This window comes from Vibrio sp. J2-4, from assembly GCF_021728155.1.
Lineage (GTDB): Bacteria > Pseudomonadota > Gammaproteobacteria > Enterobacterales > Vibrionaceae > Vibrio > Vibrio diabolicus.
Genome location: NZ_JAKKCN010000004.1, coordinates 301205 through 327207 on the forward strand (window position 1 = coordinate 301205; position 26003 = coordinate 327207).

The 26003-nt window shown below is 44.9% G+C and carries 29 protein-coding genes and 1 pseudogene; 11 read left to right on the plus strand and 19 right to left on the minus strand.

The window, feature by feature from the left end; genetic code table 11:
• Positions 1 to 72: 72 nt before the first annotated feature.
• The 12 genes from rpsQ to rpmE all read right to left on the minus strand — a co-directional run bounded on the left by rpsQ (position 73) and on the right by rpmE (position 5691).
• Positions 73 to 327, minus strand: a complete 255-nt coding sequence (gene rpsQ, locus L3V32_RS15945) for a 30S ribosomal protein S17 (protein ID WP_005379575.1) — start codon at positions 325 to 327, stop codon at positions 73 to 75.
• On the minus strand, positions 327 to 518 hold the full coding sequence (gene rpmC / locus L3V32_RS15950) for a 50S ribosomal protein L29 (protein WP_005379576.1): 192 nt from the start codon (positions 516 to 518) through the stop codon (positions 327 to 329). Before rpmC ends, rpsQ begins: the two co-directional genes overlap by 1 nt.
• The gene (gene rplP, locus L3V32_RS15955; protein ID WP_005379577.1) at positions 518 to 928 is read right to left on the minus strand and encodes a 50S ribosomal protein L16; all 411 of its coding nucleotides are present in this window, start codon (positions 926 to 928) and stop codon (positions 518 to 520) included. Before rplP ends, rpmC begins: the two co-directional genes overlap by 1 nt.
• Positions 929 to 939: 11 nt before the next feature.
• Positions 940 to 1638: a 30S ribosomal protein S3 gene (gene rpsC / locus L3V32_RS15960; protein WP_005383161.1), complete on the minus strand. Its 699-nt coding sequence runs from the start codon at positions 1636 to 1638 to the stop codon at positions 940 to 942.
• Positions 1639 to 1656: 18 nt separating this feature from the next.
• Positions 1657 to 1989 carry a 50S ribosomal protein L22 gene (rplV, locus tag L3V32_RS15965; RefSeq protein ID WP_005383164.1) on the minus strand — a complete coding sequence of 111 codons (333 nt, stop codon included), beginning with the start codon at positions 1987 to 1989 and terminating at the stop codon, positions 1657 to 1659.
• Between the two features lie 10 nt (positions 1990 to 1999).
• A complete protein-coding gene (rpsS, locus tag L3V32_RS15970; protein ID WP_004394525.1) occupies positions 2000 to 2278 on the minus strand; it encodes a 30S ribosomal protein S19 in 279 nt (92 codons plus the stop codon).
• A 21-nt stretch (positions 2279 to 2299) separates the two neighbouring features.
• A complete protein-coding gene (rplB, locus tag L3V32_RS15975) occupies positions 2300 to 3124 on the minus strand; it encodes a 50S ribosomal protein L2 (protein ID WP_005383168.1) in 825 nt (274 codons plus the stop codon).
• 15 nt (positions 3125 to 3139) lie between these two features.
• Positions 3140 to 3442 (minus strand): 50S ribosomal protein L23, encoded by a 303-nt coding sequence (rplW, locus tag L3V32_RS15980; protein WP_004398471.1) that lies wholly within the window; start codon positions 3440 to 3442, stop codon positions 3140 to 3142.
• On the minus strand, positions 3439 to 4041 hold the full coding sequence (gene rplD / locus L3V32_RS15985) for a 50S ribosomal protein L4 (protein ID WP_005379556.1): 603 nt from the start codon (positions 4039 to 4041) through the stop codon (positions 3439 to 3441). The genes rplW and rplD overlap by 4 nt, the downstream gene beginning before the upstream one ends.
• Positions 4042 to 4058: 17 nt before the next feature.
• Positions 4059 to 4688, minus strand: a complete 630-nt coding sequence (rplC, locus tag L3V32_RS15990) for a 50S ribosomal protein L3 (protein ID WP_005379555.1) — start codon at positions 4686 to 4688, stop codon at positions 4059 to 4061.
• 14 nt (positions 4689 to 4702) lie between these two features.
• Positions 4703 to 5014 (minus strand): 30S ribosomal protein S10, encoded by a 312-nt coding sequence (gene rpsJ, locus L3V32_RS15995; protein WP_004410492.1) that lies wholly within the window; start codon positions 5012 to 5014, stop codon positions 4703 to 4705.
• 455 nt (positions 5015 to 5469) lie between these two features.
• On the minus strand, positions 5470 to 5691 hold the full coding sequence (gene rpmE / locus L3V32_RS16000) for a 50S ribosomal protein L31 (RefSeq protein ID WP_005379546.1): 222 nt from the start codon (positions 5689 to 5691) through the stop codon (positions 5470 to 5472).
• Between the two features lie 295 nt (positions 5692 to 5986).
• On the opposite strand from rpmE, the gene priA reads away from it, so the two are divergent.
• The 7 genes from priA to rraA all read left to right on the plus strand — a co-directional run bounded on the left by priA (position 5987) and on the right by rraA (position 14460).
• Positions 5987 to 8188, plus strand: coding sequence for a primosomal protein N' (gene priA / locus L3V32_RS16005; RefSeq protein ID WP_237284674.1), 2202 nt, complete (start codon positions 5987 to 5989; stop codon positions 8186 to 8188).
• Positions 8189 to 8491: 303 nt separating this feature from the next.
• A complete protein-coding gene (gene cytR / locus L3V32_RS16010) occupies positions 8492 to 9520 on the plus strand; it encodes a DNA-binding transcriptional regulator CytR (RefSeq protein WP_254901949.1) in 1029 nt (342 codons plus the stop codon).
• 224 nt (positions 9521 to 9744) lie between these two features.
• Positions 9745 to 10293 carry a cell division protein FtsN gene (gene ftsN, locus L3V32_RS16015; RefSeq protein WP_017820300.1) on the plus strand — a complete coding sequence of 183 codons (549 nt, stop codon included), beginning with the start codon at positions 9745 to 9747 and terminating at the stop codon, positions 10291 to 10293.
• 115 nt (positions 10294 to 10408) lie between these two features.
• Positions 10409 to 10960 carry an ATP-dependent protease subunit HslV gene (gene hslV / locus L3V32_RS16020; RefSeq protein WP_005383176.1) on the plus strand — a complete coding sequence of 184 codons (552 nt, stop codon included), beginning with the start codon at positions 10409 to 10411 and terminating at the stop codon, positions 10958 to 10960.
• Between the two features lie 23 nt (positions 10961 to 10983).
• Positions 10984 to 12315: an HslU--HslV peptidase ATPase subunit gene (hslU, locus tag L3V32_RS16025; RefSeq protein WP_006742475.1), complete on the plus strand. Its 1332-nt coding sequence runs from the start codon at positions 10984 to 10986 to the stop codon at positions 12313 to 12315.
• A 641-nt stretch (positions 12316 to 12956) separates the two neighbouring features.
• Positions 12957 to 13874, plus strand: a complete 918-nt coding sequence (locus L3V32_RS16030; protein WP_124007387.1) for a 1,4-dihydroxy-2-naphthoate polyprenyltransferase — start codon at positions 12957 to 12959, stop codon at positions 13872 to 13874.
• 76 nt (positions 13875 to 13950) lie between these two features.
• A complete protein-coding gene (rraA, locus tag L3V32_RS16035; protein WP_237284675.1) occupies positions 13951 to 14460 on the plus strand; it encodes a ribonuclease E activity regulator RraA in 510 nt (169 codons plus the stop codon).
• 135 nt (positions 14461 to 14595) lie between these two features.
• On the opposite strand, the gene zapB is transcribed toward rraA, so the two are convergent.
• A complete protein-coding gene (gene zapB / locus L3V32_RS16040; protein ID WP_005379536.1) occupies positions 14596 to 14838 on the minus strand; it encodes a cell division protein ZapB in 243 nt (80 codons plus the stop codon).
• A 348-nt stretch (positions 14839 to 15186) separates the two neighbouring features.
• Here zapB and glpX point away from each other — a divergent pair, with 348 nt between their 5' ends.
• The 3 genes from glpX to L3V32_RS16055 all read left to right on the plus strand — a co-directional run bounded on the left by glpX (position 15187) and on the right by L3V32_RS16055 (position 17545).
• Complete coding sequence (glpX, locus tag L3V32_RS16045) at positions 15187 to 16194, plus strand: class II fructose-bisphosphatase (protein WP_237284676.1); 1008 nt, start codon at positions 15187 to 15189, stop codon at positions 16192 to 16194.
• A gap of 219 nt (positions 16195 to 16413) precedes the next feature.
• The gene (locus L3V32_RS16050) at positions 16414 to 17034 is read left to right on the plus strand and encodes a metalloregulator ArsR/SmtB family transcription factor (protein ID WP_182019200.1); all 621 of its coding nucleotides are present in this window, start codon (positions 16414 to 16416) and stop codon (positions 17032 to 17034) included.
• Between the two features lie 160 nt (positions 17035 to 17194).
• Complete coding sequence (locus L3V32_RS16055) at positions 17195 to 17545, plus strand: DUF3135 domain-containing protein (RefSeq protein WP_237284677.1); 351 nt, start codon at positions 17195 to 17197, stop codon at positions 17543 to 17545.
• Here the strand turns inward: L3V32_RS16055 and L3V32_RS16060 are convergent.
• From L3V32_RS16060 to L3V32_RS16070, 3 genes and pseudogenes are all read right to left on the minus strand, one after another.
• Positions 17539 to 17832, minus strand: a pseudogene (locus tag L3V32_RS16060) (GIY-YIG nuclease family protein). The gene L3V32_RS16055 and the pseudogene L3V32_RS16060 sit on opposite strands and share 7 nt — an antisense overlap.
• Before the next feature lie 214 nt (positions 17833 to 18046).
• Positions 18047 to 18469, minus strand: coding sequence for a DUF805 domain-containing protein (locus L3V32_RS16065; RefSeq protein WP_145533362.1), 423 nt, complete (start codon positions 18467 to 18469; stop codon positions 18047 to 18049).
• Positions 18470 to 18686: 217 nt separating this feature from the next.
• A complete protein-coding gene (locus tag L3V32_RS16070) occupies positions 18687 to 19034 on the minus strand; it encodes a 5-carboxymethyl-2-hydroxymuconate Delta-isomerase (RefSeq protein ID WP_005397960.1) in 348 nt (115 codons plus the stop codon).
• A 269-nt stretch (positions 19035 to 19303) separates the two neighbouring features.
• Here L3V32_RS16070 and tpiA point away from each other — a divergent pair, with 269 nt between their 5' ends.
• The gene (gene tpiA, locus L3V32_RS16075) at positions 19304 to 20074 is read left to right on the plus strand and encodes a triose-phosphate isomerase (RefSeq protein ID WP_005384863.1); all 771 of its coding nucleotides are present in this window, start codon (positions 19304 to 19306) and stop codon (positions 20072 to 20074) included.
• A 95-nt stretch (positions 20075 to 20169) separates the two neighbouring features.
• On the opposite strand, the gene L3V32_RS16080 is transcribed toward tpiA, so the two are convergent.
• The 3 genes from L3V32_RS16080 to L3V32_RS16090 all read right to left on the minus strand — a co-directional run bounded on the left by L3V32_RS16080 (position 20170) and on the right by L3V32_RS16090 (position 25745).
• The gene (locus L3V32_RS16080) at positions 20170 to 21336 is read right to left on the minus strand and encodes a nucleotide sugar dehydrogenase (protein WP_237284678.1); all 1167 of its coding nucleotides are present in this window, start codon (positions 21334 to 21336) and stop codon (positions 20170 to 20172) included.
• Positions 21337 to 21488: 152 nt separating this feature from the next.
• Positions 21489 to 23588 (minus strand): YjbH domain-containing protein, encoded by a 2100-nt coding sequence (locus L3V32_RS16085; protein WP_237284679.1) that lies wholly within the window; start codon positions 23586 to 23588, stop codon positions 21489 to 21491.
• Between the two features lie 168 nt (positions 23589 to 23756).
• The gene (locus tag L3V32_RS16090) at positions 23757 to 25745 is read right to left on the minus strand and encodes a nucleoside-diphosphate sugar epimerase/dehydratase (RefSeq protein WP_237284680.1); all 1989 of its coding nucleotides are present in this window, start codon (positions 25743 to 25745) and stop codon (positions 23757 to 23759) included.
• Between the last annotated feature and the right edge of the window lie 258 nt (positions 25746 to 26003).

Here is a 26003-nt window from a genome sequence, read left to right on the forward strand (position 1 = left end):
GATTGGGTAGTCAAAAAATAAACGGCTCCAAAAATATTTTGGAGCCGCTTTAGTTTCATAGAATTAACGAGATTAAATCTTCGCCTTTTCTAGAACTTTTACCAAAGTCCAAGACTTAGTCTTAGACAGTGGACGACACTCTGCGATTTCAACTGTGTCGCCTAGGCCACACTCGTTGTTCTCGTCATGTGCGTGTACTTTAGTCGTACGTTTTACGTATTTACCGTAGATTGGGTGTTTTACGAAACGTTCGATAGCAACAGTGATAGACTTGTCCATCTTATCGCTAACAACACGACCTTGTTGAGTACGTTTTACTTCGCTCATTATGCGCCTGCCTTCTCAGTCAAAACAGTTTTCACACGTGCGATATCACGGCGTACAGCTTTCAGAGTATGAGTTTGCTGTAGTTGACCAGTCGCAGCTTGCATGCGCAAGTTGAACTGTTCACGTAGCAAATTCATTAGCTCAGCGTTAAGCTCTTCAACGCTTTTCTCGCGTAGATCTTGTGCTTTCATCACATCACCTGCTTAGTTACAAATGTAGTTTTGAAAGGCAGTTTACGTGCCGCAAGACGGAACGCTTCACGTGCCAATTCTTCAGGTACACCACCCATTTCGTACATAACCTTACCAGGTTGGATTTGGGCTACCCAGTACTCAACGTTACCTTTACCCTTACCTTGACGAACTTCAAGTGGTTTTTCTGTGATTGGTTTGTCTGGGAACACACGGATCCAGATTTTACCTTGACGCTTAACGTGACGTGTCATTGCACGACGTGCCGCTTCGATTTGACGAGCAGTTAGACGACCACGGCCAACAGCTTTAAGACCGAATTCGCCGAAGCTTACATCAGTACCTTTAGCTAGACCACGGTTACGACCAGTCTGAACCTTACGGAACTTAGTACGTTTAGGTTGTAGCATCTGTCGACTCCTTACTTACGGCCTTTACGCTGCTTCTTAGGCTTGTCGCCTTTAGGCTCTACAGCGTTAGCTGCTGGCATACCACCTAGGATTTCACCTTTGAAGATCCAAGTTTTAATGCCGATCACACCGTATTGAGTGTGAGCCGAAGAAGTTGCGTAATCAATGTCAGCACGTAGAGTGTGTAGAGGCACACGGCCTTCACGGTACCACTCTGAACGTGCGATTTCAGCGCCGCCTAGACGACCGCTTACTTCCACTTTGATACCTTTAGCGCCTAGGCGCATTGCGTTTTGTACTGCGCGCTTCATAGCACGACGGAACATAACACGACGCTCTAGCTGAGACGCGATGCTGTCACCAACAAGTTGCGCATCTAGTTCAGGCTTACGTACTTCAGCGATGTTAATTTGCGCTGGTACACCTGCAATTTTAGCTACAGCTGCGCGTAGCTTCTCAACGTCTTCACCTTTCTTACCGATAACAACGCCTGGACGAGCAGTGTGAATAGTCACACGGATGCTCTTAGCAGGACGCTCGATAACGATACGTGATAGAGACGCTTTTTTCAGTTCACTTGTAAGGAACTGACGTACCTTGAAGTCGCCGTCTAGGTTGTCAGCGAAATCTTTGGTGTTAGCAAACCATGTAGCATTCCAAGGCTTAACGATGCCTAGACGAATACCATTTGGATGTACTTTTTGACCCATTGCTTACTCTCCTAGTCTCTAGCGATCTGCTACAACAACAGTGATGTGGCTTGAACGCTTCAAGATACGATCCGCACGACCTTTAGCACGAGGCATAATACGCTTCATGGTTGGGCCTTCATCTACAAAGATTTTTGCGACATTCAGATCGTCAATATCTGCACCTTCGTTGTGCTCCGCGTTAGCGATAGCAGACTCTAGAACTTTCTTAACTAGTGCAGCAGCTTTTTTGTTGCTGAACGTTAGGATTTCTAGAGCTTGGTCAACAGATTTACCACGGATTAGATCCGCAACTAAGCGAGCTTTCTGAGGCGAAATGCGAGCAAAGTTATGTTTAGCAATTGCTTCCATTATTTACTCCTTAGCGCTTCTTAGCTTTCTTATCCGCAGCGTGACCGCGGTAAGTACGTGTTGGTGCGAATTCACCCAGTTTGTGACCGATCATTTCATCAGTTACAAATACTGGTACGTGCTGACGACCATTATGGACAGCGATGGTCAAACCGATCATCGTAGGGATGATCATTGAACGACGGGACCAAGTCTTAATAGGCTTTTTGTCTCCGCTTTCCACCGCTTTCTCTACCTTCTTCAGCAAGTGTAGGTCAATAAAAGGACCTTTCTTGAGAGAACGTGGCATGGCGATTCCTCTTTATATAGATTACTTGTTACGACGACGTACGATGTACTTGTCAGTGCGTTTGTTCTTACGAGTCTTGAAGCCTTTAGTAGGCATACCCCAAGGAGATACTGGGTGACGACCACCAGAAGTACGGCCTTCACCACCACCGTGTGGGTGGTCAATCGGGTTCATTACAACACCACGAACCGTTGGACGGATACCGCGATGACGTGATGCACCTGCTTTACCAAGTTCACGTAGCATGTGCTCAGAGTTACCAACTTCACCGATTGTTGCACGGCCTTCAGAAAGAACTTTGCGCATCTCGCCAGAACGTAGACGGATAGTTACGTACGCACCGTCGCGAGCAACGATTTGAGCGTAAGCACCAGCCGAACGAGCTAGCTGACCACCTTTACCAGGCTTAAGTTCAACGTTATGTACTGTTGAACCTACTGGGATATTACGCATTGGTAGAGTGTTACCAGCTTTGATTGGTGCATCAACACCAGACTGAATAACATCACCAGCTACAACACCTTTAGGTGCTAGGATGTAGCGACGCTCACCGTCTTTGTAAAGAACTAGAGCAATGTTTGCGCTACGGTTTGGATCGTATTCAAGACGCTCAACTGTCGCTGGAATACCATCTTTAGTACGTTTGAAGTCAACTACACGGTAGTGGTGCTTGTGACCACCGCCGATGTGACGTACTGTGATACGACCCTTGTTGTTACGACCACCGTTCTTAGAGTTTTTCTCTAGAAGAGGTGCGTATGGCTTGCCCTTGTGTAGGTCAGCGTTAACAACTTTAACAACGTGACGACGACCAGGGGAAGTCGGCTTACATTTAACAATAGCCATTTTTAACTACTCCTGTTATTCCGCGCCGCCAACGAAGTCAAGATCTTGACCTTCTTTCAAAGTAACGTACGCTTTCTTAACGTCGCTGCGGCGACCTTGGCGTAGACCTTGACGTTTGGTCTTACCCTTAGTGATAAGAGTATTTACAGACTTAACTTCAACTTCAAATAGCTTTTCTACAGCTGCTTTGATCTCTTTTTTAGTCGCATCTTTAGCTACTTTGAAAACGATAGTGTTCGCTTTCTCAGCTGCCATAGTTGCTTTTTCAGAGATGTGCGGTGCACGTAGAACTTTTAGGATACGCTCTTCAGTGATCATGCTAGCATTTCCTCTACTTGCTTAACTGCTTCTGCAGTCATTACAACTTTGTCAAACGCGATTAGAGATACTGGATCGATACCAGCAACATCACGTGCGTCAACTTTGTATAGGTTACGAGCAGCTAGGAATAGATTCTCATCTACTTCGCTAGTCACGATTAGAGCGTCAGTTAGCTCAAGCTCTTTAAGCTTAGCAACTAGCTCTTTAGTCTTTGGTGCTTCAACTGAGAAGTTATCAACAACGATTAGACGCTCTTGACGAACAAGCTCAGAAAGAATGCTCTTCATAGCACCACGGTACATTTTTTTGTTTACTTTTTGGCTGTGATCTTGTGGTTTCGCAGCAAAAGTAACACCACCTGTACGCCAGATTGGGCTACGGATTGTACCAGCACGCGCACGGCCAGTACCTTTTTGACGCCATGGCTTAGCGCCACCGCCAGAAACTTCTGAACGTGTTTTTTGAGCACGAGTACCTTGACGAGCACCTGCTGCGTACGCAACAACTACTTGGTGTACAAGAGCTTCGTTAAACTCACGTCCGAAAGTAGTTTCGGAAACAGTTAGTGCATCGGCACCTTTAACCATTAGTTCCATTACTTACTCCTGAGACGTTATGCTTTAACAGCTGGTTTAACGATCACGTTGCCGCCAGTTGCGCCTGGGACTGCACCTTTAATAAGAAGCAGGTTGCGCTCAGCGTCAACACGTACGATCTCTAGGTTTTGAGTCGTTACACGCTCAGCACCCATGTGACCTGCCATTTTCTTGCCTTTAAATACGCGACCTGGAGTCTGACATTGACCGATAGAACCAGGAGCACGGTGAGACAATGAGTTACCGTGAGTCATATCTTGAGTACGGAAGTTCCAACGCTTAACAGCGCCTTGGAAACCTTTACCCTTAGATGTACCAGTAACGTCTACTTTCTTAGTTTCGTTGAATAGTTCAACAGTTAGTTCTGAACCAACTTCGAACTCTTCGCCGTTTTCTAAACGGAATTCCCAAAGACCGCGACCAGCTTCAACGCCAGCTTTAGCAAAGTGACCTGCTTCAGCTTTGTTTACGCGGTTAGCTTTCTTAGAACCAGCTGTAACCTGGATTGCTGCGTAGCCGTCAGTTTCAAGAGTTTTCACTTGAGAAACACGGTTAGCTTCAACCTCAACAACAGTTACTGGGATAGAAACGCCTTCTTCAGTAAATACGCGGGTCATGCCCACTTTACGACCGATTAGACCAATCATACTTCTAATCTCCCTTAACCTAGGCTAATTTGAACGTCAACGCCCGCAGCAAGGTCTAGACGCATTAGAGCATCAACAGTCTTGTCTGTTGGCTCAACGATGTCGATTAGACGCTTGTGAGTACGGATTTCGTACTGGTCACGTGCTTTCTTGTTAACGTGTGGAGAGATAAGAACTGTGAAACGCTCTTTACGAGTTGGCAGTGGGATTGGACCACGAACCTGTGCGCCAGTGCGCTTAGCTGTTTCAACGATTTCCGCTGTAGAAGCATCGATTAGTTTGTAATCGAAAGCTTTTAGGCGGATACGGATACGTTGGTTCTGCATGAGACAGAGCTCCAAATTTAATAAATTACACAAACAATATCGCCACTCAAACTCGTCAAGACGAGAGAATGCCGATTGATTTATGTGAAACCGTAGCATCCAAGATTAGGACGCATTGTCAGTTAATTTTCGATTAACTATCCCTATATGCCAAAGTCACCTTTGAGGATAGTTTTTCCGAAGAAAAGATAGCTAATTGTATTAACCGCGAACATAAGCTGAGTATACATTACCTCGCAAATCCTTAGATTTGCTCGCTCCTCACTGCTCATTGGTTCACAACTGGCTTAACCAGTGCGCTGCATTATACAGATCACACTTTAGGTTGCAAGCGCTGAGTGAAAAATAATCGGGAATATTCCAAACCCTATACATCCCTCTTCGCTTGGTAGCCATTAAACAAAAAGGACGCCGAAGCGTCCTTTTCTAAACTGTAATCGTAATAGCGGCTGCTATTATTTCTTACCGCTTGATAGTGCACCGAAACGCTTGTTGAAGCGATCAACACGGCCGCCTGTATCAACGATACGTTGCTTACCAGTGTAGAATGGGTGACACTTGTCACATACGTCTAGGTGGATAGACTCTTTACCTAGAGTAGAGTTGAACTCAAAAGAGTTGCCGCAAGAACAAGTCGCTTTTACTGCTTTGTATTCTGGGTGGATACCAGCTTTCATGGGATAACCTCAATAGTAGGCCGTGTCGCTATACGAATCTAAGCCGCACACCACACGCAATTAATAATAAAATGGGATACCGCATCAACTAATTGCCGAAGCCATATCTCAAGGCGCGATATAGTAAAGAATCACATTGCTCGGATCAACACATTTGGCAACTTTTTCGCCACTTTTTTAGCCAGACTAATCATAGAGGCACGATTCACGCTGAATCACATAGCTTTACTCGAATTTCCATACCGATTTTAATAGACTCTCATTTCCTTTCCCTCTTTTTAATAGCTAAGAATTTATGCGTCCAACCATTGCTAGAGTGGCATTACCCGTTCCGCTCGACAAACAATTTGATTACGCCATTCCGGGGCACCTGTTTCCGATCATTGGTGGACGCGTTTCCGTACCTTTTGGACGCCAAACCTTAGTCGGCATCGTCACCGCAATGGTGAACGACTCCGACTTTCCTAAAGATCAACTTAAGCCAATCAAAGCGGTATTAGACTCCCAACCGATATGGCCAGAGACGCTTTATTCTCTGCTAAATTGGTGCAGCCAGTTCTATCAGTACCCTCTAGGTGACACTCTACACAATGCAATGCCTGCCGCGCTGAGGAAAGGCAAACCGGCCGACTTTGCAACGCTACAAGAATGGCAACTGACAGAAGCAGGAAGAAATAAGCTCATGCAAGGGCTTGGACGTGCGATAAAACAACAGCGTGCACTCCAAATGATGATCAACGGCCCAATCTCGCATCAAGAGCTCTTGGATCAAGAAGTAAACTCGACCATCTTAAAAAATCTCGAAGAAAAAGGTTGGGTCGAGCGCATCGAGAAAAAGCCGACCATTACGAAATGGAGTCAAAATGTAGAGTGTGCGGTAGAGAAACCAAAGCTTAACCATGAACAAGCACTCGCGATTGCCAGTGTAAATAGCCAAACGGGCTTTGCTTGCTATTTATTAGAAGGGGTCACGGGATCCGGTAAAACCGAAGTTTACTTAAACCTTATCAAGCCCGTTCTAGAGCAAGGGAAACAAGCATTAGTTTTAGTACCTGAGATCGGTCTAACGCCCCAAACCATCAACCGCTTTAAACATCGATTTAATGTCCCAGTAGATGTGATTCATTCCGGTTTGAATGAAACAGAGCGTTTGAACGCCTGGTTATCGGCTCGCGATAAAGCCGCGGGGATCATCATTGGTACGCGCTCAGCCCTACTGACACCTTTTGCTGATTTGGGGATTATTATCGTTGATGAAGAGCATGACTCCTCTTATAAGCAACAAGACAGCTTGCGTTACCACGCTCGTGATGTTGCTGTCATGCGCGCCCATAAAGAGCAAGTGCCGATTGTCCTTGGCTCAGCGACGCCAGCGTTAGAAACCCTACATAATGCGCTGTCTGGTAAATATCACCATTTAACACTCACCCAACGAGCTGGCTCTGCCGTGCCAACCACCAATAAAGTGTTAGATGTAAAAGGTCAGTATTTAGAAAGTGGCTTATCCGCCCAACTGATTGCCGAAATGCGCAAACACTTAAAAATGGGCAATCAGGTTATGTTGTTTCTTAACCGCCGAGGTTTCTCGCCCGCTTTGATGTGCCATGAATGTGGTTGGATTGCAGAATGTAAACGCTGTGATGCGTACTATACGTTCCACCATTACAGCAACGAAATACGCTGCCATCACTGCGGCTCACAACAACCGGTGATTCATCAGTGTCAGGGATGTGGTTCAACTCAACTGGTTACCGTCGGCGTAGGAACGGAACAGCTCGAACAACAATTGGCTCAGTTGTTTCCAGAATACAAAGCCATTCGCATCGACAGAGACAGCACACGTCGCAAAGGTAGCTTGGAAGATGCCCTTGAGTCGATTCGTAAAGGTGAATACCAAATACTGATAGGCACTCAAATGCTGGCTAAGGGGCACCACTTTCCAAATGTAACGCTCGTTGCTCTTTTGGATGTTGATGGCTCTCTATATAGTAGTGATTTTCGCGCTTCGGAGCGATTAGCTCAGCTGTTTATTCAGGTCGCAGGTCGTGCTGGCCGAGCAAGTAAACCTGGCGAAGTGATCCTGCAAACTCACCATCCTGAGCACAGCTTGCTGCAAGCCCTACTTCAAAAAGACTATCGTCACTTTGCTATGACAGCTCTGGAAGAACGTAAGCTCGCCCAGCTTCCGCCTTATAGTTTCTTGACTCTGTTTAAAGCAGAAGCAAACCAAAGTGAAGTGGTTGAAGACTTCTTACGTCAGGTTCGCTTTACCTTAGAATCGCATCCTTTATTTGACGACACTTGCATGGTGCTGGGTCCAACACCATCACCTCTCGCCAAACGTGCAGGCAAATACCGCTGGCAGCTGTTACTTCAAACCCAGCATCGTTCATTGATGCAAAAGTTATTAACCAGTGCCAAACCTGCTATTGAGTTGTTGCCAAATGCCAAGAAAGTTCGCTGGAATTTAGACATAGAGCCACAAGATCTCAGCTAGCAAACGTTTAACTATGTAATGAATTACCATTTAATGTGACAAACATCACAACGGGATTGCAATTTTTGTTAAACAGACCGTAACTTTCACTTTAGAAATGAATAGACTATCCAAATTAGAAAAGTCTAAAGTGACTTGTTCGCACAGGCTTAGATTAAAACAATGACTATTCCCACAAATTGATGTCGCAGTGAAGAATCCATTTTTCCACTTGTTAACACGAACTGAGCGAAGAGCAAACGCTGCTCTAACTCAGCGTGATTACTATGATTTCAAACCGGAATAACGTCATCTTGGCAAAAAATAAACGAGAGGTTAAAAACTATGGCGACAATGAAGGATGTTGCCCAGCTTGCGGGAGTGTCTACGGCTACGGTATCTCGAGCATTAATGAACCCAGAAAAAGTATCTTCTTCAACGAGAAAAAGAGTAGAAGATGCCGTACTTGAAGCGGGTTATTCTCCAAACTCATTAGCGCGTAACTTACGTAGAAACGAATCAAAAACCATTGTTACTATCGTTCCCGACATCTGTGATCCTTATTTTTCTGAAATTATTCGCGGTATTGAAGATGCTGCCATGGAACATGGCTATCTAGTCCTGCTGGGCGATAGCGGACAACAGAAGAAACGCGAAAGTTCTTTCGTTAACCTCGTATTTACTAAGCAGGCGGATGGAATGCTACTGCTTGGCACAGATCTACCGTTCGATGTCAGTAAGCCAGAACAAAAGAACTTACCTCCGATGGTAATGGCGTGTGAATTTGCGCCAGAGTTAGAACTTCCGACAGTACATATTGATAACCTGACCTCAGCATTTGAAGCGGTGAATTACCTAACCCAACTAGGTCATAAACGCATCGCGCAAATCTCGGGGCCAGATACGGCAATATTGTGTCAGTTCCGCCAGCAAGGTTATCAACAAGCCTTGCGCCGTGCCGGCATCAATAAAGATCCACAATATAGTGTCATTACTGAGTTCTCTTTTGATGGCGGAGCAAAAGCCGTTCGTAAACTGCTCGAATTGCCTGAGCCACCAACGGCTATTTTCTGTCACTGTGACACAATGGCCATCGGCGCAATTCAAGAAGCGAAAAAGCTTGGCTTACGAGTACCGCAAGATCTCTCTGTTGTGGGCTTTGATGACATTAACTTCGCTCAGTACTGCGATCCGCCGTTGACCACTATCTCTCAGCCTCGCTATGAGATTGGTCGACAAGCGATGCTAATGATGCTTGAGATGTTAAAAGGCCACGACGTGCATTCAGGCTCGCGTTTGCTTGAAACTAATCTCGTCATTCGCGGAAGTGCAGCGCCACCACAGCGCCCTTAACCTAAAGATTAGGTATTCATACCCAAAGCGGTGCTAAGGCGCCGCTTTTTATTTACCCCTCCTGCTTTTTGTATATCCCCGAATAAATATAAGCGAGAACGGAAACACACTCCTACACTCGAGCGTTGTCGCGCTTTAGCTATCAAGATTCTATCAATAGGGTGTTTTCTCAACTCGTTCTGGATTAACATATTTGCAAGAATCCTTGATGACCAGAAATAACCGTGGCAAATAGAGATTATGTAAGACGGGGGCGAGGCGCCCCAAAAAAGTCGACAAAAAAACAGCCGCCGAGAAGAAAAAAGCCTTGGCGTAGTGGCCTGCTCGCTATCTTGCTTGTGGGCGGTTTTGGCTATGGTCTTTACCTTTTGAGTAGCGACCCAGAACCAAAACAACCTGTCGTAAAACAGCCAACAACCACTGTGAGCAAACCAAAGCCGAAAAAAGATTTGCCGCCACCACCAGAAGAAAAGTGGGAATATGTTGAGTCACTACCGAAACGTGAAGTTGAAGTTGTGGCCAAAGAAATTGAAGTTTCTAAAATTCCTTACATCATGCAATGTGGCGCTTACAAAACCCAGGCGCAAGCAGAAGAGCGTAAACTTGCAATCGCGTTCCAAGGGATGTCGAGCAAGATTCGTAAGAAAGAAGGCAGCTCATGGTATCGCGTGGTGCTAGGTCCGTATAAGTTCAAACGTGATGCAGAACGTGACCGTCACAAGTTGCAACGCGCGAAAATCGAGCCATGTGCGATTTGGAAAGAAAATCTTTAAACTCAGGCCCTAGGAGCTAAGATCCTAGGGCCTTTCTTTTTGCCCCCTTGAATCCCTATTTCCCCTCCCCCATATACTGAATTAAATCCAAAGAGAAATAATCAAGAGGTCGACTGTGACTACCATTGTATCTGTACGTCGAAATAATAAAGTCGTCATCGCGGGTGATGGCCAAGTATCTCTAGGCAATACCGTAATGAAAGGTAATGCGCGCAAAGTTCGCCGCTTATATAACAACCAAGTACTAGCGGGCTTTGCTGGCGGCACTGCGGATGCCTTCACCCTTTTTGAGCGCTTCGAAAGCAAGCTGCAAATGCACCAAGGCCACCTAACTAAGGCTGCGGTTGAGCTAGCCAAAGACTGGCGTAGCGATCGTGCTCTGCGCAAGCTCGAAGCCTTGCTTGCCGTTGCCGACGAAACTGCATCGTTAATCATTACTGGTAATGGTGATGTCGTACAGCCAGAACACGACCTGATTGCGATTGGCTCTGGTGGTGCTTACGCACAAGCTGCAGCAACCGCCCTACTAGAAAACACAGATCTAGATGCTCGTGAGATCGCTGAAAAAGCTCTCAATATCGCGGGTGATATTTGTGTCTTCACCAACCACCACCACACAGTAGAAGAGCTAGACTCAACGGTAGAGCCTGAAAAACCAACCGCGTAATCGTAACGAAGTAAGGAAAGAATATGTCTGAAATGACGCCTCGCGAAATCGTTCATGAATTGAACCGCCACATTATCGGTCAAGAAAAAGCCAAGCGTTCGGTTGCGATTGCACTTCGTAACCGCTGGCGCCGTATGCAGCTTGAAGAAAGTTTGCGTGCCGAAGTGACGCCAAAAAACATTTTGATGATTGGTCCTACTGGTGTTGGTAAGACTGAAATAGCACGCCGCCTAGCAAAACTGGCAAATGCACCATTCATCAAAGTTGAAGCGACAAAATTCACAGAAGTGGGTTACGTTGGTAAAGAAGTTGAAACTATCATCCGTGACCTGACTGATGTCGCGGTAAAAATGACGCATCAACAAGCGATGGAAAAAGTAAAATTCCGCGCTGAAGAGCAAGCGGAAGAACGCATTCTTGATGCGCTACTGCCACCAGCACGTGATAGCTGGGGTCAAGCAGAACAAACAGAAGAGTCTTCTCACACTCGCCAGATTTTCCGTAAAAAATTGCGTGAAGGCCAACTAGACGATAAAGAAATTGAAATCGACGTAGCCGCACCGCAAATGGGCGTAGAGATCATGGCGCCTCCTGGTATGGAAGAGATGACCAACCAGCTGCAAGGCATGTTCCAAAACCTGGCTGGCGATACTAAGAAAAAGCGTAAGCTGAAAATCAAAGACGCAATGAAAGCGTTAGCGGAAGAAGAAGCGGCGAAATTGGTTAACCAAGAAGAGCTAAAAGAAGCAGCGATTTTCAACGTTGAAAACAACGGCATCGTATTTATCGATGAGATCGACAAGATCTGTAAACGCGGTGAGAGCTCAGGCCCAGACGTTTCACGCGAAGGTGTTCAGCGCGACCTGCTTCCATTGATTGAAGGCAGCACAGTATCAACCAAGCACGGCATGGTAAAAACAGACCACATTCTGTTTGTTGCATCTGGTGCATTCCAAGTGGCAAAACCATCTGACTTGATCCCAGAATTGCAAGGTCGTCTACCAATTCGCGTTGAGCTAGAAGCACTAAGCAGCAACGACTTCAAACGCATTCTGACAGAGCCAAAAGCCTCTCTAACAGAGCAGTACGTTGCGTTGATGAAAACGGAAGATGTGGACATCGAGTTCACAGAAGATGGCATCACGCAAATCGCGGAAGCGGCATGGACGGTCAACGAAAGCACAGAAAACATCGGTGCTCGTCGCTTGCATACCGTTATGGAGCGCTTAATGGATGAAATCTCTTACGATGCAGCAGAACAATCTGGCGCGAAGTTTGTTATCGATGCCGCTTATGTGAAAGAGCGCCTAGGCGACACGATTGAAGATGAAGATCTAAGCCGCTTTATTCTTTAATCGCAATCTATTTTACCAAAGCCCAGAACCTTGTTTCTGGGCTTTTTGTTTAGAATGACGATTACTGTGACAACACCTAAATCAAAAGATCTGGTCATTCTAGCGAGCTCAAGCGAGACTAAGAATCTAGTAACAGCACACCCTATTCTTTCCAGCTCACCTTAACCACCGCACAATCGGACGATAGATTCTGAATCACACTCGTTCCTCGTTGTTCAGAATGGCGGTGACTTTGACAACTCATAAATCAAAAGATCTGGTCATTCTAGCGAGCTCAAGCGAGACTAAGAATCTGCTAACAGCAGACGCTTACTCTTCATCTCTCACCTTAACCACCGCACAACCAGACGATAGATTCTGAATCACACTCGTTCCTCGTTGTTCAGAATGGCGGTGACTTTGACAACATCTAAATCAAAAGATCTCGTCATTCTAGCGAGCTCAAGCGAGACTAAGAATCTAATAGCAGCGTTCTCAGTACCCTCCACTTTCCAAAAAGAGGGCTATTTTATCGCCTCAAATATCGAAACTGCTTTCCTTCTACTTCACCCTTTGACTTTTAGTTGAGTTGTTTTAGGTCAATAGCGTATCTGCCTCTTTGTGCTTATACTGGGCACATTGGTTACTAGCACGAAATTTCCATGAAACAATCTTTACAGATCTGGCTTGAAGCCGCTCGCCCAAAAACACTACCTCTGGCGTTAGTCTCTATCTTAACGGGTAGCGTACTCGCCTACTCGGCGGGTCATTTTTCACTGACAATTGCCATCATGGCTTTCGTAACCGCGACGTTGCTGCAAATTCTATCCAACCTTGCGAACGACTATGGCGATGCCGTTCAAGGTACAGATAACGACAAACGCCTTGGCCCATTACGAGCGATGCAGTCTGGCGTGGTAAGTGCGAAACAAATGAAACAGGCGATTATCTTTAACATCGTTCTGACCGCCATTTCTGGCTTAGTGTTAGTTTTCTATTCACTAAGCTCACTAGAAAGCATTGTCACTTTTATCGGGCTGGGAATTTTGGCCATTCTCGCAGCCATTGCTTATACCATGGGTAGCAAACCATACGGTTACGTGGGGCTTGGCGATATTTCAGTTTTCTTGTTTTTTGGTCTACTCGGCGTATCCGGTACCTATTTCTTGCATACTGGTCACGTAGATACCACGCTATTCTTACCTGCTCTAGGCTGCGGTTTGCTCGCCGTTGCAGTACTCAACATCAACAATATGCGTGATATCGAGAACGACCGAGAGTGTGGTAAACGCACGGTCGCAGTGCGTTTGGGTCAACGCAAAGCCAAGCAGTACCACTTTGTTTTACTTGGCGGTGCTATTCTTGCCTTTGCGGCTTACTTGTTAATTCAAGACAAACCCGTTTGGATTAGCTTGCCATTTTTACTTAGTATTTATTTCGTGGCCGATCATGGTAAAGCGGTTTGGCATACACAAAAGCCCGCTCAGATAGCACCAATGATGCCAGTCATCGTGAAATGTTCTTTAGTCACCAACGTTTTGTTTGCAACAATTGTGGTAGCTCAAACTCTAGTAAGTTAAAAAAGGATTGTCATTGCATTGACTTAATGCCTAGATATACTCAAAGACAACCAATTTCTGTTTAGAAAGGTACGCTATGGAATACAATACCTCAGCACTCTGTGATATCTACCTCGATCAGGTAGATGTGGTTGAACCAATGTTCAGTAATTTTGGCGGTCGCGCTTCATTTGCCGGGCAAATCACCACCATCAAGTGTTTTGAAGATAATTCGTTGCTCCGCGAGACATTAGAGCAAGATGGACTTGGTCGTGTTTTGTTAATTGACGGTGGCGGTTCCCTACGTAAAGCCCTTATCGATGCAGAAATCGCAACTATTGCGGAAGAAAGCGAGTGGGAAGGCATTGTCGTTTACGGCTGTGTTCGTGAAGTAGATGAACTTGAAGATATGAATTTAGGCATTCAAGCCCTCGCTTCTATTCCTGTTGGAGCGACCAGTCAGGGTATTGGCGAATTGGATGTACCAGTCAACTTTGGCGGCGTCAGCTTCTTACCTGAAGATTATATTTATGCTGATAGCACTGGGATCATCCTGTCGCCTGAGCCATTGAATATTGATTTAGAGTTGGATGAAGAAGAAGAATAACGAGTCTTAGGTACCTAAGTTATAGGACCTTCTCTTGGCTATCAGGCATAGAGCTTGTCCAAAGATTTCCTACTTCCCCAAAACACAAACACCCGCTTAACGCGGGTGTTTTTAATTTGGAATGAAGAAGCCGGATTATTCCACTTCGTCCATTTTGCCAAGTAGTGCACGAATGCGCTCTTGCCATTGCGCATGCTCTTGCTGTGCTTGTTGTGCTTTTTGCTCTAGCTCTTCTCGTTGAGAGCGAAGCTCGTTCGCTTCTTCCGCAAGTTTAGCTTTATCTTCTTTCAGCTCTTCGACTTCCATCTGAAGAAGAGTGATTGTGTCAACTGCAGTTTGAATTTTAGATTCTAGTTGTTCTAGTACTTCAAAAGACATCTTGGCCTACCTATGTTATTCCGTTGGGACGATGTGCAAGATTGATGCACACCTAACCTATATAAGGTTCATTCTACTCAGCGTCGCGATGAGAAACACTCACTATATTCGATATTTCGCATCATTCGGTCAAAAAATCAGCGCAATCTCACTAAACGCTGACTTTTCTTATCGCCGAAGCATTTTTGAGCAAGGATTTTGCCTCCCGCCACGCTGAAAATCGCCCTAAGTATTGATCAAATTCAAGTTAGATAAAGTAAAAGCTCCGCAAAAAGGCAAACGTTTACCCTACGTTGTGATAGAATCGCCGCGCAAATTCTTCTTCCCTCTTGCTTACTTGGAGACATCATGAAACGCGATTTAGCAATGGCATTTTCCCGTGTGACTGAAGGTGCAGCTTTGGCTGGTTACAAATGGCTTGGCCGTGGCGATAAAAATGCAGCCGATGGCGCAGCTGTTGAAGTTATGCGCACCCTACTGAACAAAACAGATATCAGTGGTGAAATTGTCATTGGTGAGGGTGAAATCGATGATGCGCCAATGCTATACATTGGTGAGCAAGTGGGTATTGGTGGTGATGAAGTAGATATTGCAGTCGACCCGATTGAAGGGACTCGCATGACGGCAATGGGGCAATCTAACGCACTAGCCGTACTTGCCGCAGGTGAGAAAGGCAGCTTTCTTAAAGCGCCAGATATGTACATGGAAAAACTGGTTGTTGGCCCTGGTGCAAAAGGCGTAATTGATTTAGAAAAGCCGTTAAAAGAGAACCTAGAGAACGTAGCAAAAGCCCTGAACAAACCACTTGATACCTTAGTCGTTATTACCCTTGCGAAACCTCGCCACGATGACGTTATTGCAGAAATGCAAGCAATGGGCGTACGTGTCTTTGCGGTGCCTGATGGTGACGTGGCTGCCTCTATTCTGACTTGTATGCCAGACAGTGAAGTGAACATGATGTACTGTATTGGCGGCGCGCCAGAAGGGGTCGTATCAGCCGCGGTGATTCGAGCGCTAGACGGTGACATGCACGGTCGTCTACTTCCACGTCACGAAGTAAAAGGCGATACTGAAGAAAACCGCATTTACGGCGCAGACGAACTAAAACGCTGCGATGAAATGGGCGTAAAAGCGAATGTTGTCCTCAAAATGGAAGACATGGCACGCAGCGACAACGTGGTATTCTCAGCAACAGGCATTACTAAAGGTGACTTGCTAGAAGGCATCTCTCGCCAAGGCAATATCGCAACCACAGAAACGCTTCTCGTGCGTGGTCGATGCCGTACTATTCGTCGTATTAAGTCGACTCACTACCTAGATCGTAAAGATCCAGAAGTGCGTGATATTATTCTTTAAGCATTTCTCGAGGCTCTCGCTCAATCTGAGTGTGAGCCTTTCTTTCCGCACAACCAAGCAATAGATTCTGAAGCACACTCGTTTCTCGCTGTTCAGAGTGGCGATATATATTGGTTCGCATGAACATAGACCCAACAGATCCCCACTCAAACTAAGTCAACACTTTTCTTTACTAACCCTATCGCGCATAATATGTACTGACGTATAAATGGTGGGTATATGAAGACCGTAGATAGGATATTGCAAATCGTTAAGCGTGATGGTTCCGTCACTGCAAAACAACTCTCTTCTGAGCTGGGTATGACAACTATGGGGGCACGTCAGCACCTGCAGAGTTTAGAAGACGATGGCATCCTGTCTATTCATGACGTCAAAGTCAAAGTAGGTCGCCCAGCTCGTCATTGGTCTCTCACTCAAAAAGGTCATGAGCAATTTGCTGACCGTCACGGAGAGTTGACCATTCAGTTTATAGAAGCTGTCGAACACATTTTTGGCAAAGATGGACTGGACAAAGTCACATCGGAAAGAGAAAAACTCACGTTACAAAGTTATCGTCAGCACCTTGAGCAATGCAACTCTCTGCAAAGCAAACTAGAGACTCTTGTGACACTCAGAGAACAAGAAGGCTATATGGCCGAGCTTGAGCAAGATGAGAACGGATTTATCTTGATCGAAAATCACTGCCCGATTTGTAAAGCCGCAACTCGCTGCCCAAGCTTGTGCCAATCAGAATTAAATGTCTTTCAGTCTTTACTTGGACGTGACACCAAAGTAGAGCGTACCGAACACATCATTAGCGGCCAACGACGCTGCGTTTACCGCATCCAACAACTGCAGTAACCACCACAACCAAACATCGACATGCCGCACTTATTCAATCTCAAGCTTAAAAGCTTCTCTTATAAGTGAGACGGCTGAAGAATTCATCCTCTCTTCTCTTTCTAATGGTATAGGCTTTTAGTAACTAAAGGCAATTTCCATAAGGATTTGGAGAACATTGATGTCTACTCTACGTCACTACTCTTCTCAAACGCTTCCGCCATTCGATGAAATGGTTCGAATGGCAGAGCGAGATCCAGAAGCTTTTGAGCAATTTCGTCATGAAATGGCGAAAGAGATGATCGAAAGCGCATCAAAAAACATGCAAGAAAGGCTGTGGGCTCAGCAAAGCCACATCGATAGGGTCATCAGCACGTGTAAAAACCCTCACCACACCAATGTGGTATTGATGAACGAATTACAAAAACAGGTCGTGAAGTTCAGAGCGGCGCTACAAGGGGAAACTGCATCGACTCAAAAAGCGGATGTGGTTAGCTTAAATGCGTTTAAAGATAGGGATGATTTTTACTGATACTCAGCAGACAGATCGAGAAAGTTAGGATTCGTTTCTCTTACCAAGTCTAACTTCCATTTACGCTTCCACTGCTTGAGCTGCTTCTCTCGGGTTATGGTAGTTGCCATATCTTCGAATAACTCAAAGTAAACGAGCTTATGAACGTTGTATTTCTTGGTAAATCCCTCAACTGCTCCGTTTTTATGCTGTCATATTCTTTGAGGCAGCTGACTGGTAACACCAATGTAAAGAACGGCGTTGTTGTTTGACGTTAGGATATAAACGCAAGGTGTCCTATCGATGATTCATTCTTCTTTATGATTCGCTGTTACTTTTCCATTGTAATTCACTCGCTTTCAAACTCGGATCGCTCTGTGCGTAGATTCTGAATCATGCTCGTACCTCGCTGTTCAGAATGACGGTTAATTTAACTTGCTATTAAATAAGAGAAAGTCGTCATTCTAGCGAGCCTCGGCGAGACTCAGAATCTACTTTCAGCGCGCACGTTACTTAAAGCGATTACTCAGGCTCAGGGCCATATTGGTTTGGTCCTGATGTCCCCTTTAAGAAGCCACATTCAATTAGAATCCATAAACCACAAATCAGAGAAATGGATGCGACGAACATCTGTGGGGTCGACGGCTCTTGCGCGGCAGGGCTGGTCATTGGCGTAGCGATTCGTCCGATAATCAGCGGAATATTCAGCGCTAGCCAATAGATTGATTTGTTGCGGTCATGCCAACGCTTGGTGGTGATCGCCAAATCAGGGATTAACAAAATCACCAAGAAAATAGGGAGAAGTAAATAGGAGAAAGTAGGAAATAGCTTACTGATTCCAGCACCAAAACCTAGAATAGAGACATAGTAAATGACGTTCCAAATCCAGTAGGTTTTACGGTTTATACGTCCTTGAAAAGAAAACAGTAACTCTTTAGTCGACATCAAATTTTACCCCAAAATAGAAAGGTTATAGATTAGCCGAGTCGATATGGTTTGGAAAGTACACCTGCAGTGTAAGCGCCAACAACGCCGTTATAACAAGCAGAGCGAGACTAAGCTCAAGCAACGATAAACACTCGATAAGGCCTATTAGCTTTCAGTTCCCTTGCATTTCGCGATGCTTAACCCTGATCGCTATTCTCAAGAAACTCTGTTCAACCTAATTCACTACCTTCTGGAAGCTGTCTACGTCCATGTCTCGGATGTTGACCGTTAAGCTGTGCACGTGACTGGCTTGCTCTTGAAGTGTCGCCATCAAGGCTCGTGACAGTTCCCGCTTCTGCTCTTGGGAACGGCCAGATAGCAAATCAAAGTTTATATGGATAAAGTCGAGGCTATCGCCCTCTTCCCCAATTAACCAATTGTGGCACCTGAGCGTTCTAGATTTCACTGACGCGAGTTCAAAAAGGCCACTCTCTAACGCCGTTTTATGTAAATCCTCCAGCAACCCCTGAACATTGACGCGTTCTTCCACCGAGTTTGAATACTCTAAAACGAGATTTGGCATTTTGATTCCTTTCTACAACAATTAATTCCAGCGCGTAGTAATACCAATCTCAGCAGCAATTTCCGAGGAATGAACTATCATTCTGTCTACGTGATCACCAATCGATTGCTTTTGACAAAAATAACAGAATCGATGCTTGGTCGAATCAGTAAAGAAAGCCGGACAAGACATGACGCCAATCATGATCTGTTCACATTATTCTGTTATATTCCTACGTAGATTTTTTACATTAATTGACTATTTACATTAAAGATAAGGGAGATATTCCTATGCGTCGTCCTGTAGTGATGGGTAACTGGAAACTAAACGGCAGCAAAGCAATGGTAACTGAGCTGCTAACTGGTCTTAACGCAGAACTTGAAGGCGTTGAAGGTGTTGACGTAGCAGTCGCTCCACCTGCACTTTACATCGACCTAGCAGAGCGCGTAATCGCTGAAGGCGGTAACAAGATCATCCTAGGTGCTCAAAACACTGACCTAAACAACAGCGGTGCGTTCACTGGCGATATGTCTCCAGAAATGCTGAAAGATTTCGGTGCTACTCACATCATCATCGGTCACTCAGAGCGTCGTGAATACCACAACGAATCTGACGAGTTTATCGCTAAGAAATTCAACTTCCTAAAAGAAAACGGCCTAACACCTGTTTTCTGTATCGGTGAATCTGAAGCGCAAAACGAAGCTGGCGAAACTGAAGCTGTATGTGCACGTCAAATCAACGCAGTTATCGACACTTACGGTGTTGAAGCTCTAAACGGCGCAATCATCGCTTACGAACCAATCTGGGCTATCGGTACTGGTAAAGCAGCAACAGCTGAAGATGCACAACGCATCCACGCTTCTATCCGCGCACTTATCGCAGCGAAAGACGAAGCAGTTGCAGCACAAGTAATCATCCAATACGGCGGCTCTGTTAAGCCAGAAAACGCTGAAGCTTACTTCTCACAACCAGACATCGACGGCGCTCTAGTTGGCGGTGCTTCACTAGACGCGAAAAGCTTCGCAGCAATCGCAAAAGCAGCGGCTAAAGCAAAAGCTTAATCTCGTTTTTACTGAGAGTAGAAATAACAAAGGGATGCATCATGCATCCCTTTTTGTTTGTGTATTAGATTACACACGATCATCGTAACTAAAGTCTAATCACTACCAAATAGGTCTCGCGTGTACACCTTATCAGCCACATCAGTAAGTTCTTCAACCATACGGTTAGAGACAATCACATCGGCGCTTTGTTTAAACTCATTCAGATCGTTGATTACACGTGAGTTAAAGAACTCGTCTTCCTGAAGTACTGGTTCATACACCACCACTTCAACGCCCTTTGCCTTGATACGCTTCATAATACCTTGAATAGACGAAGCGCGGAAATTATCTGAGCCAGCTTTCATTATCAAACGGTATATCCCAACCACTTTAGGTTCTCGTTTGAGAATAGACTCAGCAATAAAGTCTTTACGAGTTCGATTGGCTTCCACTATGGCCCCAATAATACTGTTTGGGACATCTTGATAGTTTGCACGAAGTTGCTTGGTATCTTTTGGCAGACAATAACCGCCATATCCAAACGAAGGGTTGTTGTAGTGGTTGCCAATACGCGGGTCCAAGCCAACACCTTCTATAATTTGGCGAGAATCAAGATTATGTGCCTCAGCGTAAGAGTCTAGCTCATTGAAATAAGCTACGCGCATCGCAAGGTAAGTATTTGAGAATAACTTAACCGCTTCTGCTTCTGTAGAGTCAGTAAACAGGACTGGGATATCTTCTTTTATCGCTCCTTCAACGAGAAGGTTGGCGAATGTCTCAGCACGCGCACTACGCTCCCCGACAATAATACGAGAAGGATGCAAGTTATCGAAAAGTGCCTTACCTTCACGCAGGAATTCTGGTGAGAAAATAATGCTTTCACAACCTAACTCTTGCTTAATACGCGCAGTGTAACCCACTGGTACTGTAGATTTAATCACCATTACAGCACTTGGGTTAATCGCCATTACATCCTTTATCACCGCTTCGACGGAAGCAGTATTAAAGTAGTTGGTTTGTGGGTCATAATCCGTTGGCGTAGCTATAACAACAAAATCGGCCCCTTTGTAGGCAAACGCTTTATCCGTGGTAGCAGTAAAGTCTAGTTTTCTATTAGAAAGAAAATCTTCAATTTCTTTATCTACAATAGGTGAGCATTTGTTGTTAAGAAGCTCAACTTTTTTTTCTATAATATCAAGTGCAACAACTTGGTGGTTTTGGGCTAACAACATCGCATTAGAGAGCCCGACATACCCCGTACCGGCAACTGCTATTTTCATTCCAATACCCTAATCTTTAGTTCTTATATCAGAATATCAATAGTTTTAATTTTTGGATAGTGAAACAATATTGTGCAACCTAAGCTTCATACATTAGAAAATAAAAAAGCGGCTCATTGGCCGCTTTTTGCACATCGTATTACTCTATGAGTTTAGTCTAACTGAGTTGATAGGTAACGCAGGTAGGCATTACGTAAGCGAATCTTATTCTCTTCAAAGTAATCACTACCATAGCGACCACGGTTGAAGTAACGACGTAGCATGCTGTTGTCCATGATAAGCTCATCACCTTGCCCATCACTTAAGTAATTCACATCATTGCCTACTCGTGTCATCACATTAAAGTCATAGGCCTCGTTGCCTCTAACCTGCAACAAACCAGGAGACATATCGCGCCAAGGTGTTAATGGTAGCTTGACTGAAACAGCCACAAACTGCTCTTCATCAGTATCTTTGTACTTAGTAACCTGATAAGTGGCGGAAACCTCAATATCCTCAAACCAATGAGAGGTTGTTAGCTTGGCACCGACATCACCCCGCCAAAACTCACCCGCTGTCGCGTTAAACTGCCAATCCCATTCAGGCATTGAGAAAGTATAGCGAGCTAGCGAAGTTTGACGATCGAGAGTCTCGTAGCCATTTTCATCTTTCTCATCGACGTGCTGGAAATAACTCATTTCTAAGCTAAAGGCATGAGCACCGGACTGAGAAAACCATGTTGATTCACTTCTCGCGCCAACATAATCTGTTTTCGCCAAACCAACGGATACTTGGTTCGCGATATCAACATAAGGCAAACGGAAGAATTGATGCAACATTGCACGCTCGATATCATTCTCGTACGCGCTATCTTCAAAGTACCCCCATTTTTCATAATCGTCACTTTCTGCTAACGGCAGAATATGGCGAACATCGACAGCCGCACCTGACCAAAGATAGGTATATAAGTTGCTCGACATCGCAAAAGAGTAGTCATAGACCCCAAACTCTGTCGCAACGGCATGGCGAACCATAGGTGAAAAAACAAGTTGAGAGTCTAGTACACCGCTATTTACGCGCTCTGTTTTCCAATTAACCAGCTCAAGTTTCTCGGCTAAATCTCGTGTCGTGAACTTAATATCCTCGCACGCAACAGAACCATTGATAAAACTTTGATAACAAGACGAATTCGCTTGCACACTAACAACGGGCTTTTGGTTTGCGAGCATAATTAGCTCAATGCGCTCCGACTCACCGCCCACTTCTGATACGGCGTTTTGACCTAGGTGGCTAGAGATGATCCCCATCGCAACACCTAAACCGTCAACTTGGTTATGGTTATAACGACGGTTTTCTAGCGCAACTACCGTCGTTTGGTTCAACAGACCGATTTGAATATTCACAAAACCTTCATTACGAAGCGTGCTCACCAAAGCAGAGATAGAAGCCTCTTTGGCTTTCTTCTGCTCCAAAGATAGCCTTTCCATCAACGTGACATTATTACGAGAGTAATCGTGAGAACGCGTGTACCCGGTGACTAGAGGTACTGAAAGTGCCGCGTTCCAGATATTTTGCTCATCTGTATTGTGGCCTGAATATAGCTGATAACTGAGTGAAGCTGTCACATCATAAGGCAGTGTACCTTGTGGAGTAAAAAGTTTTACCGATGAGTTGAACTCCACAGCATCGTATTCCCCACTGACCTGTAAGAAGCTCAATGGCTGATACTCAATACCACCGAAGGGCCCGTCCATCACACCCAACTCGATATCAGAGAGCCCGTAACCTGCCGACACTCGAACTGGAGCAAAGTCGAAAGAGTAGTCCGCAACCGCATATTTAGTGCTGAACTGATTGGCAGAACCACCTAGATCTTGAATACCTAAAGCAAAGTCTAGATTCTCAGTTCCCCAAAAGTTAGGAACCTGATATTTGAAAGACATCGATAGATCACGAATGTCTCCACAATCGTAAAAACAGTTAGAGGTATAATCGTCAGTGACAATTCTTCCGTGGGCCTCTAAACCCTCCAGCAAACCAAACGAAAACTTGAGAGAGTCTAAATCCTGAACGGCTTTTCTCCATGGTAAGCCTTGAGCATACGTAAAAGAAAAGTCTCCGTAATTTAACGACTGCGCATTAGGGGTAAAAGTCAAACCCGTAAAGCTTTGGTTGGAAGGTAACGTTTCCAACTCGTGAGCGGTAAGGGAGGTACTTACCAGTAGCGGCAGCGATAAAGCTGCTATCCCTGTTTTAATCGTTTTCTGTGCCATCAGTTTTAGCCACTGTTAATATATTGAATACAGAAAAAGGCACTCAGAAGTGCCTTTTTGATATTGTGATATGCCGATACTGGGCTCGTCATAGGTAAACCACCACAGCGAGCACCACGAAAGCATATCTTATTAATTTTTCTATTATTTACCAATCAAACAAAAGCATCAAGTTTCACTTGCATTACTTTGCTTTGGTTCAAAAGTATATAACTCCGCAGTGCGAGTATTTTGCTTCCATACAAGGTCTTCAATGCCATCTACTGGGTTAAAACCTGTAGGGGCCTCGAGCAGTAAACGACGAATCACTTCGTGTTGGAAGTTGTGGCAAGCAACATCGAGCTTGTCGATCAAGGTCTCATACTCTTTCAATGGCAAGTAACTTTCTTGAGCTGTCATAATGCGAGCGTGTGCCGTTTCGGAAACATTATCATCCCCAATCAACAGCTCTTCATATAACTTCTCACCAGGCCTCAAACCAGTGAAGAGAATTTCTATATCGCCATGAGGATTGTTTTCATCTTTAACTTCAAGGCCGGATAAATAAACCAAATTCTTCGCTAGATCGACAATCTTAACTGGCTCCCCCATATCGAGAACAAATACATCGCCACCTTTACCCATTGCCCCAGCTTGAATGACCAACTGAGCGGCTTCCGGGATCGTCATAAAGTATCGAGTAATGTCTTTATGGGTGACCGTAATAGGCTCTCGCTTCTCAATCTGTCTTTTGAATACAGGAATTACCGAGCCTGACGAACCCAGTACATTACCAAAGCGCACCATACAAAAGCGCGTGCCAAGGTTTGGGTTGCTCTCACGAATTCGATTTTGTTGCTCCGCCAACGCTTGTAAACCCAACTCAGCCATGCGTTTAGTCGCACCCATCACGTTCGTTGGTCTAACGGCTTTATCGGTAGAAATGAGAACGAAATTCTTCACACCAGCATCAATCGCGGCTTGTGCGGTGTAGTAAGTGCCAAATACGTTGTTTCGCACACCTTCAACAACGTTATACTCCACCAGAGGAACATGTTTGTACGCTGCAGCATGGTAAACTGTGTCCACTTCAAACGCCTTCATGGTGGTTTCTAAGCGATTTTGTCGCTGTACAGAGCCAACTAGAGGCACAACCACAATGTTTAGCTTCTTAGCCTTGATGATTTGGCTTAGCTCACTATGAACCTGATACAAGGCAAACTCAGACAGCTCAAATAAGATCAATGACTTTGGTGAGTAGTTCAAAATCTGACGACATAACTCAGAACCAATTGAGCCACCAGCTCCCGTCACCATGACCACTTGGTTCTTGATGTTTGCTTCCATCAAAACTTGTTGCGGCTGAACAGGATCACGACCTAACAAATCACCAATCGGAACCTCTTTCAGTTCATCAATTTTCGCCTTACCCGTAAGGATATCTTTCATATCAGGAACGGTTTGGATTTCAACCGGAAGTTTAGAGATTCGATCCAAAACCTCCTTACGGCGTTTATTCGAAGCGCTAGGAATGGCAAGTAAGATTTTTTTCACTTCATGCTTTCTGATCGCCTTTATCGCATTATCTGCGGTATAGACTCGATAACCCATTAACATTGTGTTTTGCAGGGTTTTATCTTCATCCACAAAGCCGATAACTCGGTAGGTTTCTGATTGTCGCAGCGCAAACGCAAGCTCACGACCAGCACTACCTGCACCATAAATGAGGACTGGATCTCCGGCCTTATGTACCGATTGAGCAACCAAACTTCTTACTAACAGACGGCTAGTCCCTACCCCTATTGCTAGAAAAGCGGCATAAATAAAAGGAATCGAGCGTGGTAATTGGGCATCGAATGCGAAAGCAAAACTGGCCACACAAAGCGCAGATAGAATAGTACCTAACCCGACGACTGCCAGCACATGAAAGCCTAAATAGCGTAATACCGCTCGGTAGAGGCCAAACGCGATAAAGACAGCAAGGGTACAAACAACGGTGGCAAGCAATACGTAGTGACTGCTTGTATCTGGAAGTGGACGGAACTCACCGATGCGAGACCAATAAGCAAACATAAAAGCAGCAGAGATAATAAAGAAATCCACTCCGATACTAATAAGGCGCTTTTGATATCTCGGTAAAGACCAAATGACGTTAAGTTTGGAATTATTTTCAATCATGACAGTATGTAAGCCTCATTACCCCAAGTTTATTTTTTAAGAGTTTGGTGGTAATGCTAGTTAATGTTATGAGATAGCCTGAGCAAAGATTATACAACCTGATGATTATGTATAGAACCATTATTTGCATATTATCTCGCTGCATCGCATCTTTTAAGCAATATACGTAACAGACGTTTTACATTTTTCATCAAGTGGGGGACGCATTGGTAGGAAAAAATTATAGATAACGACGCGTTAAGGCATTGTTATTTATGC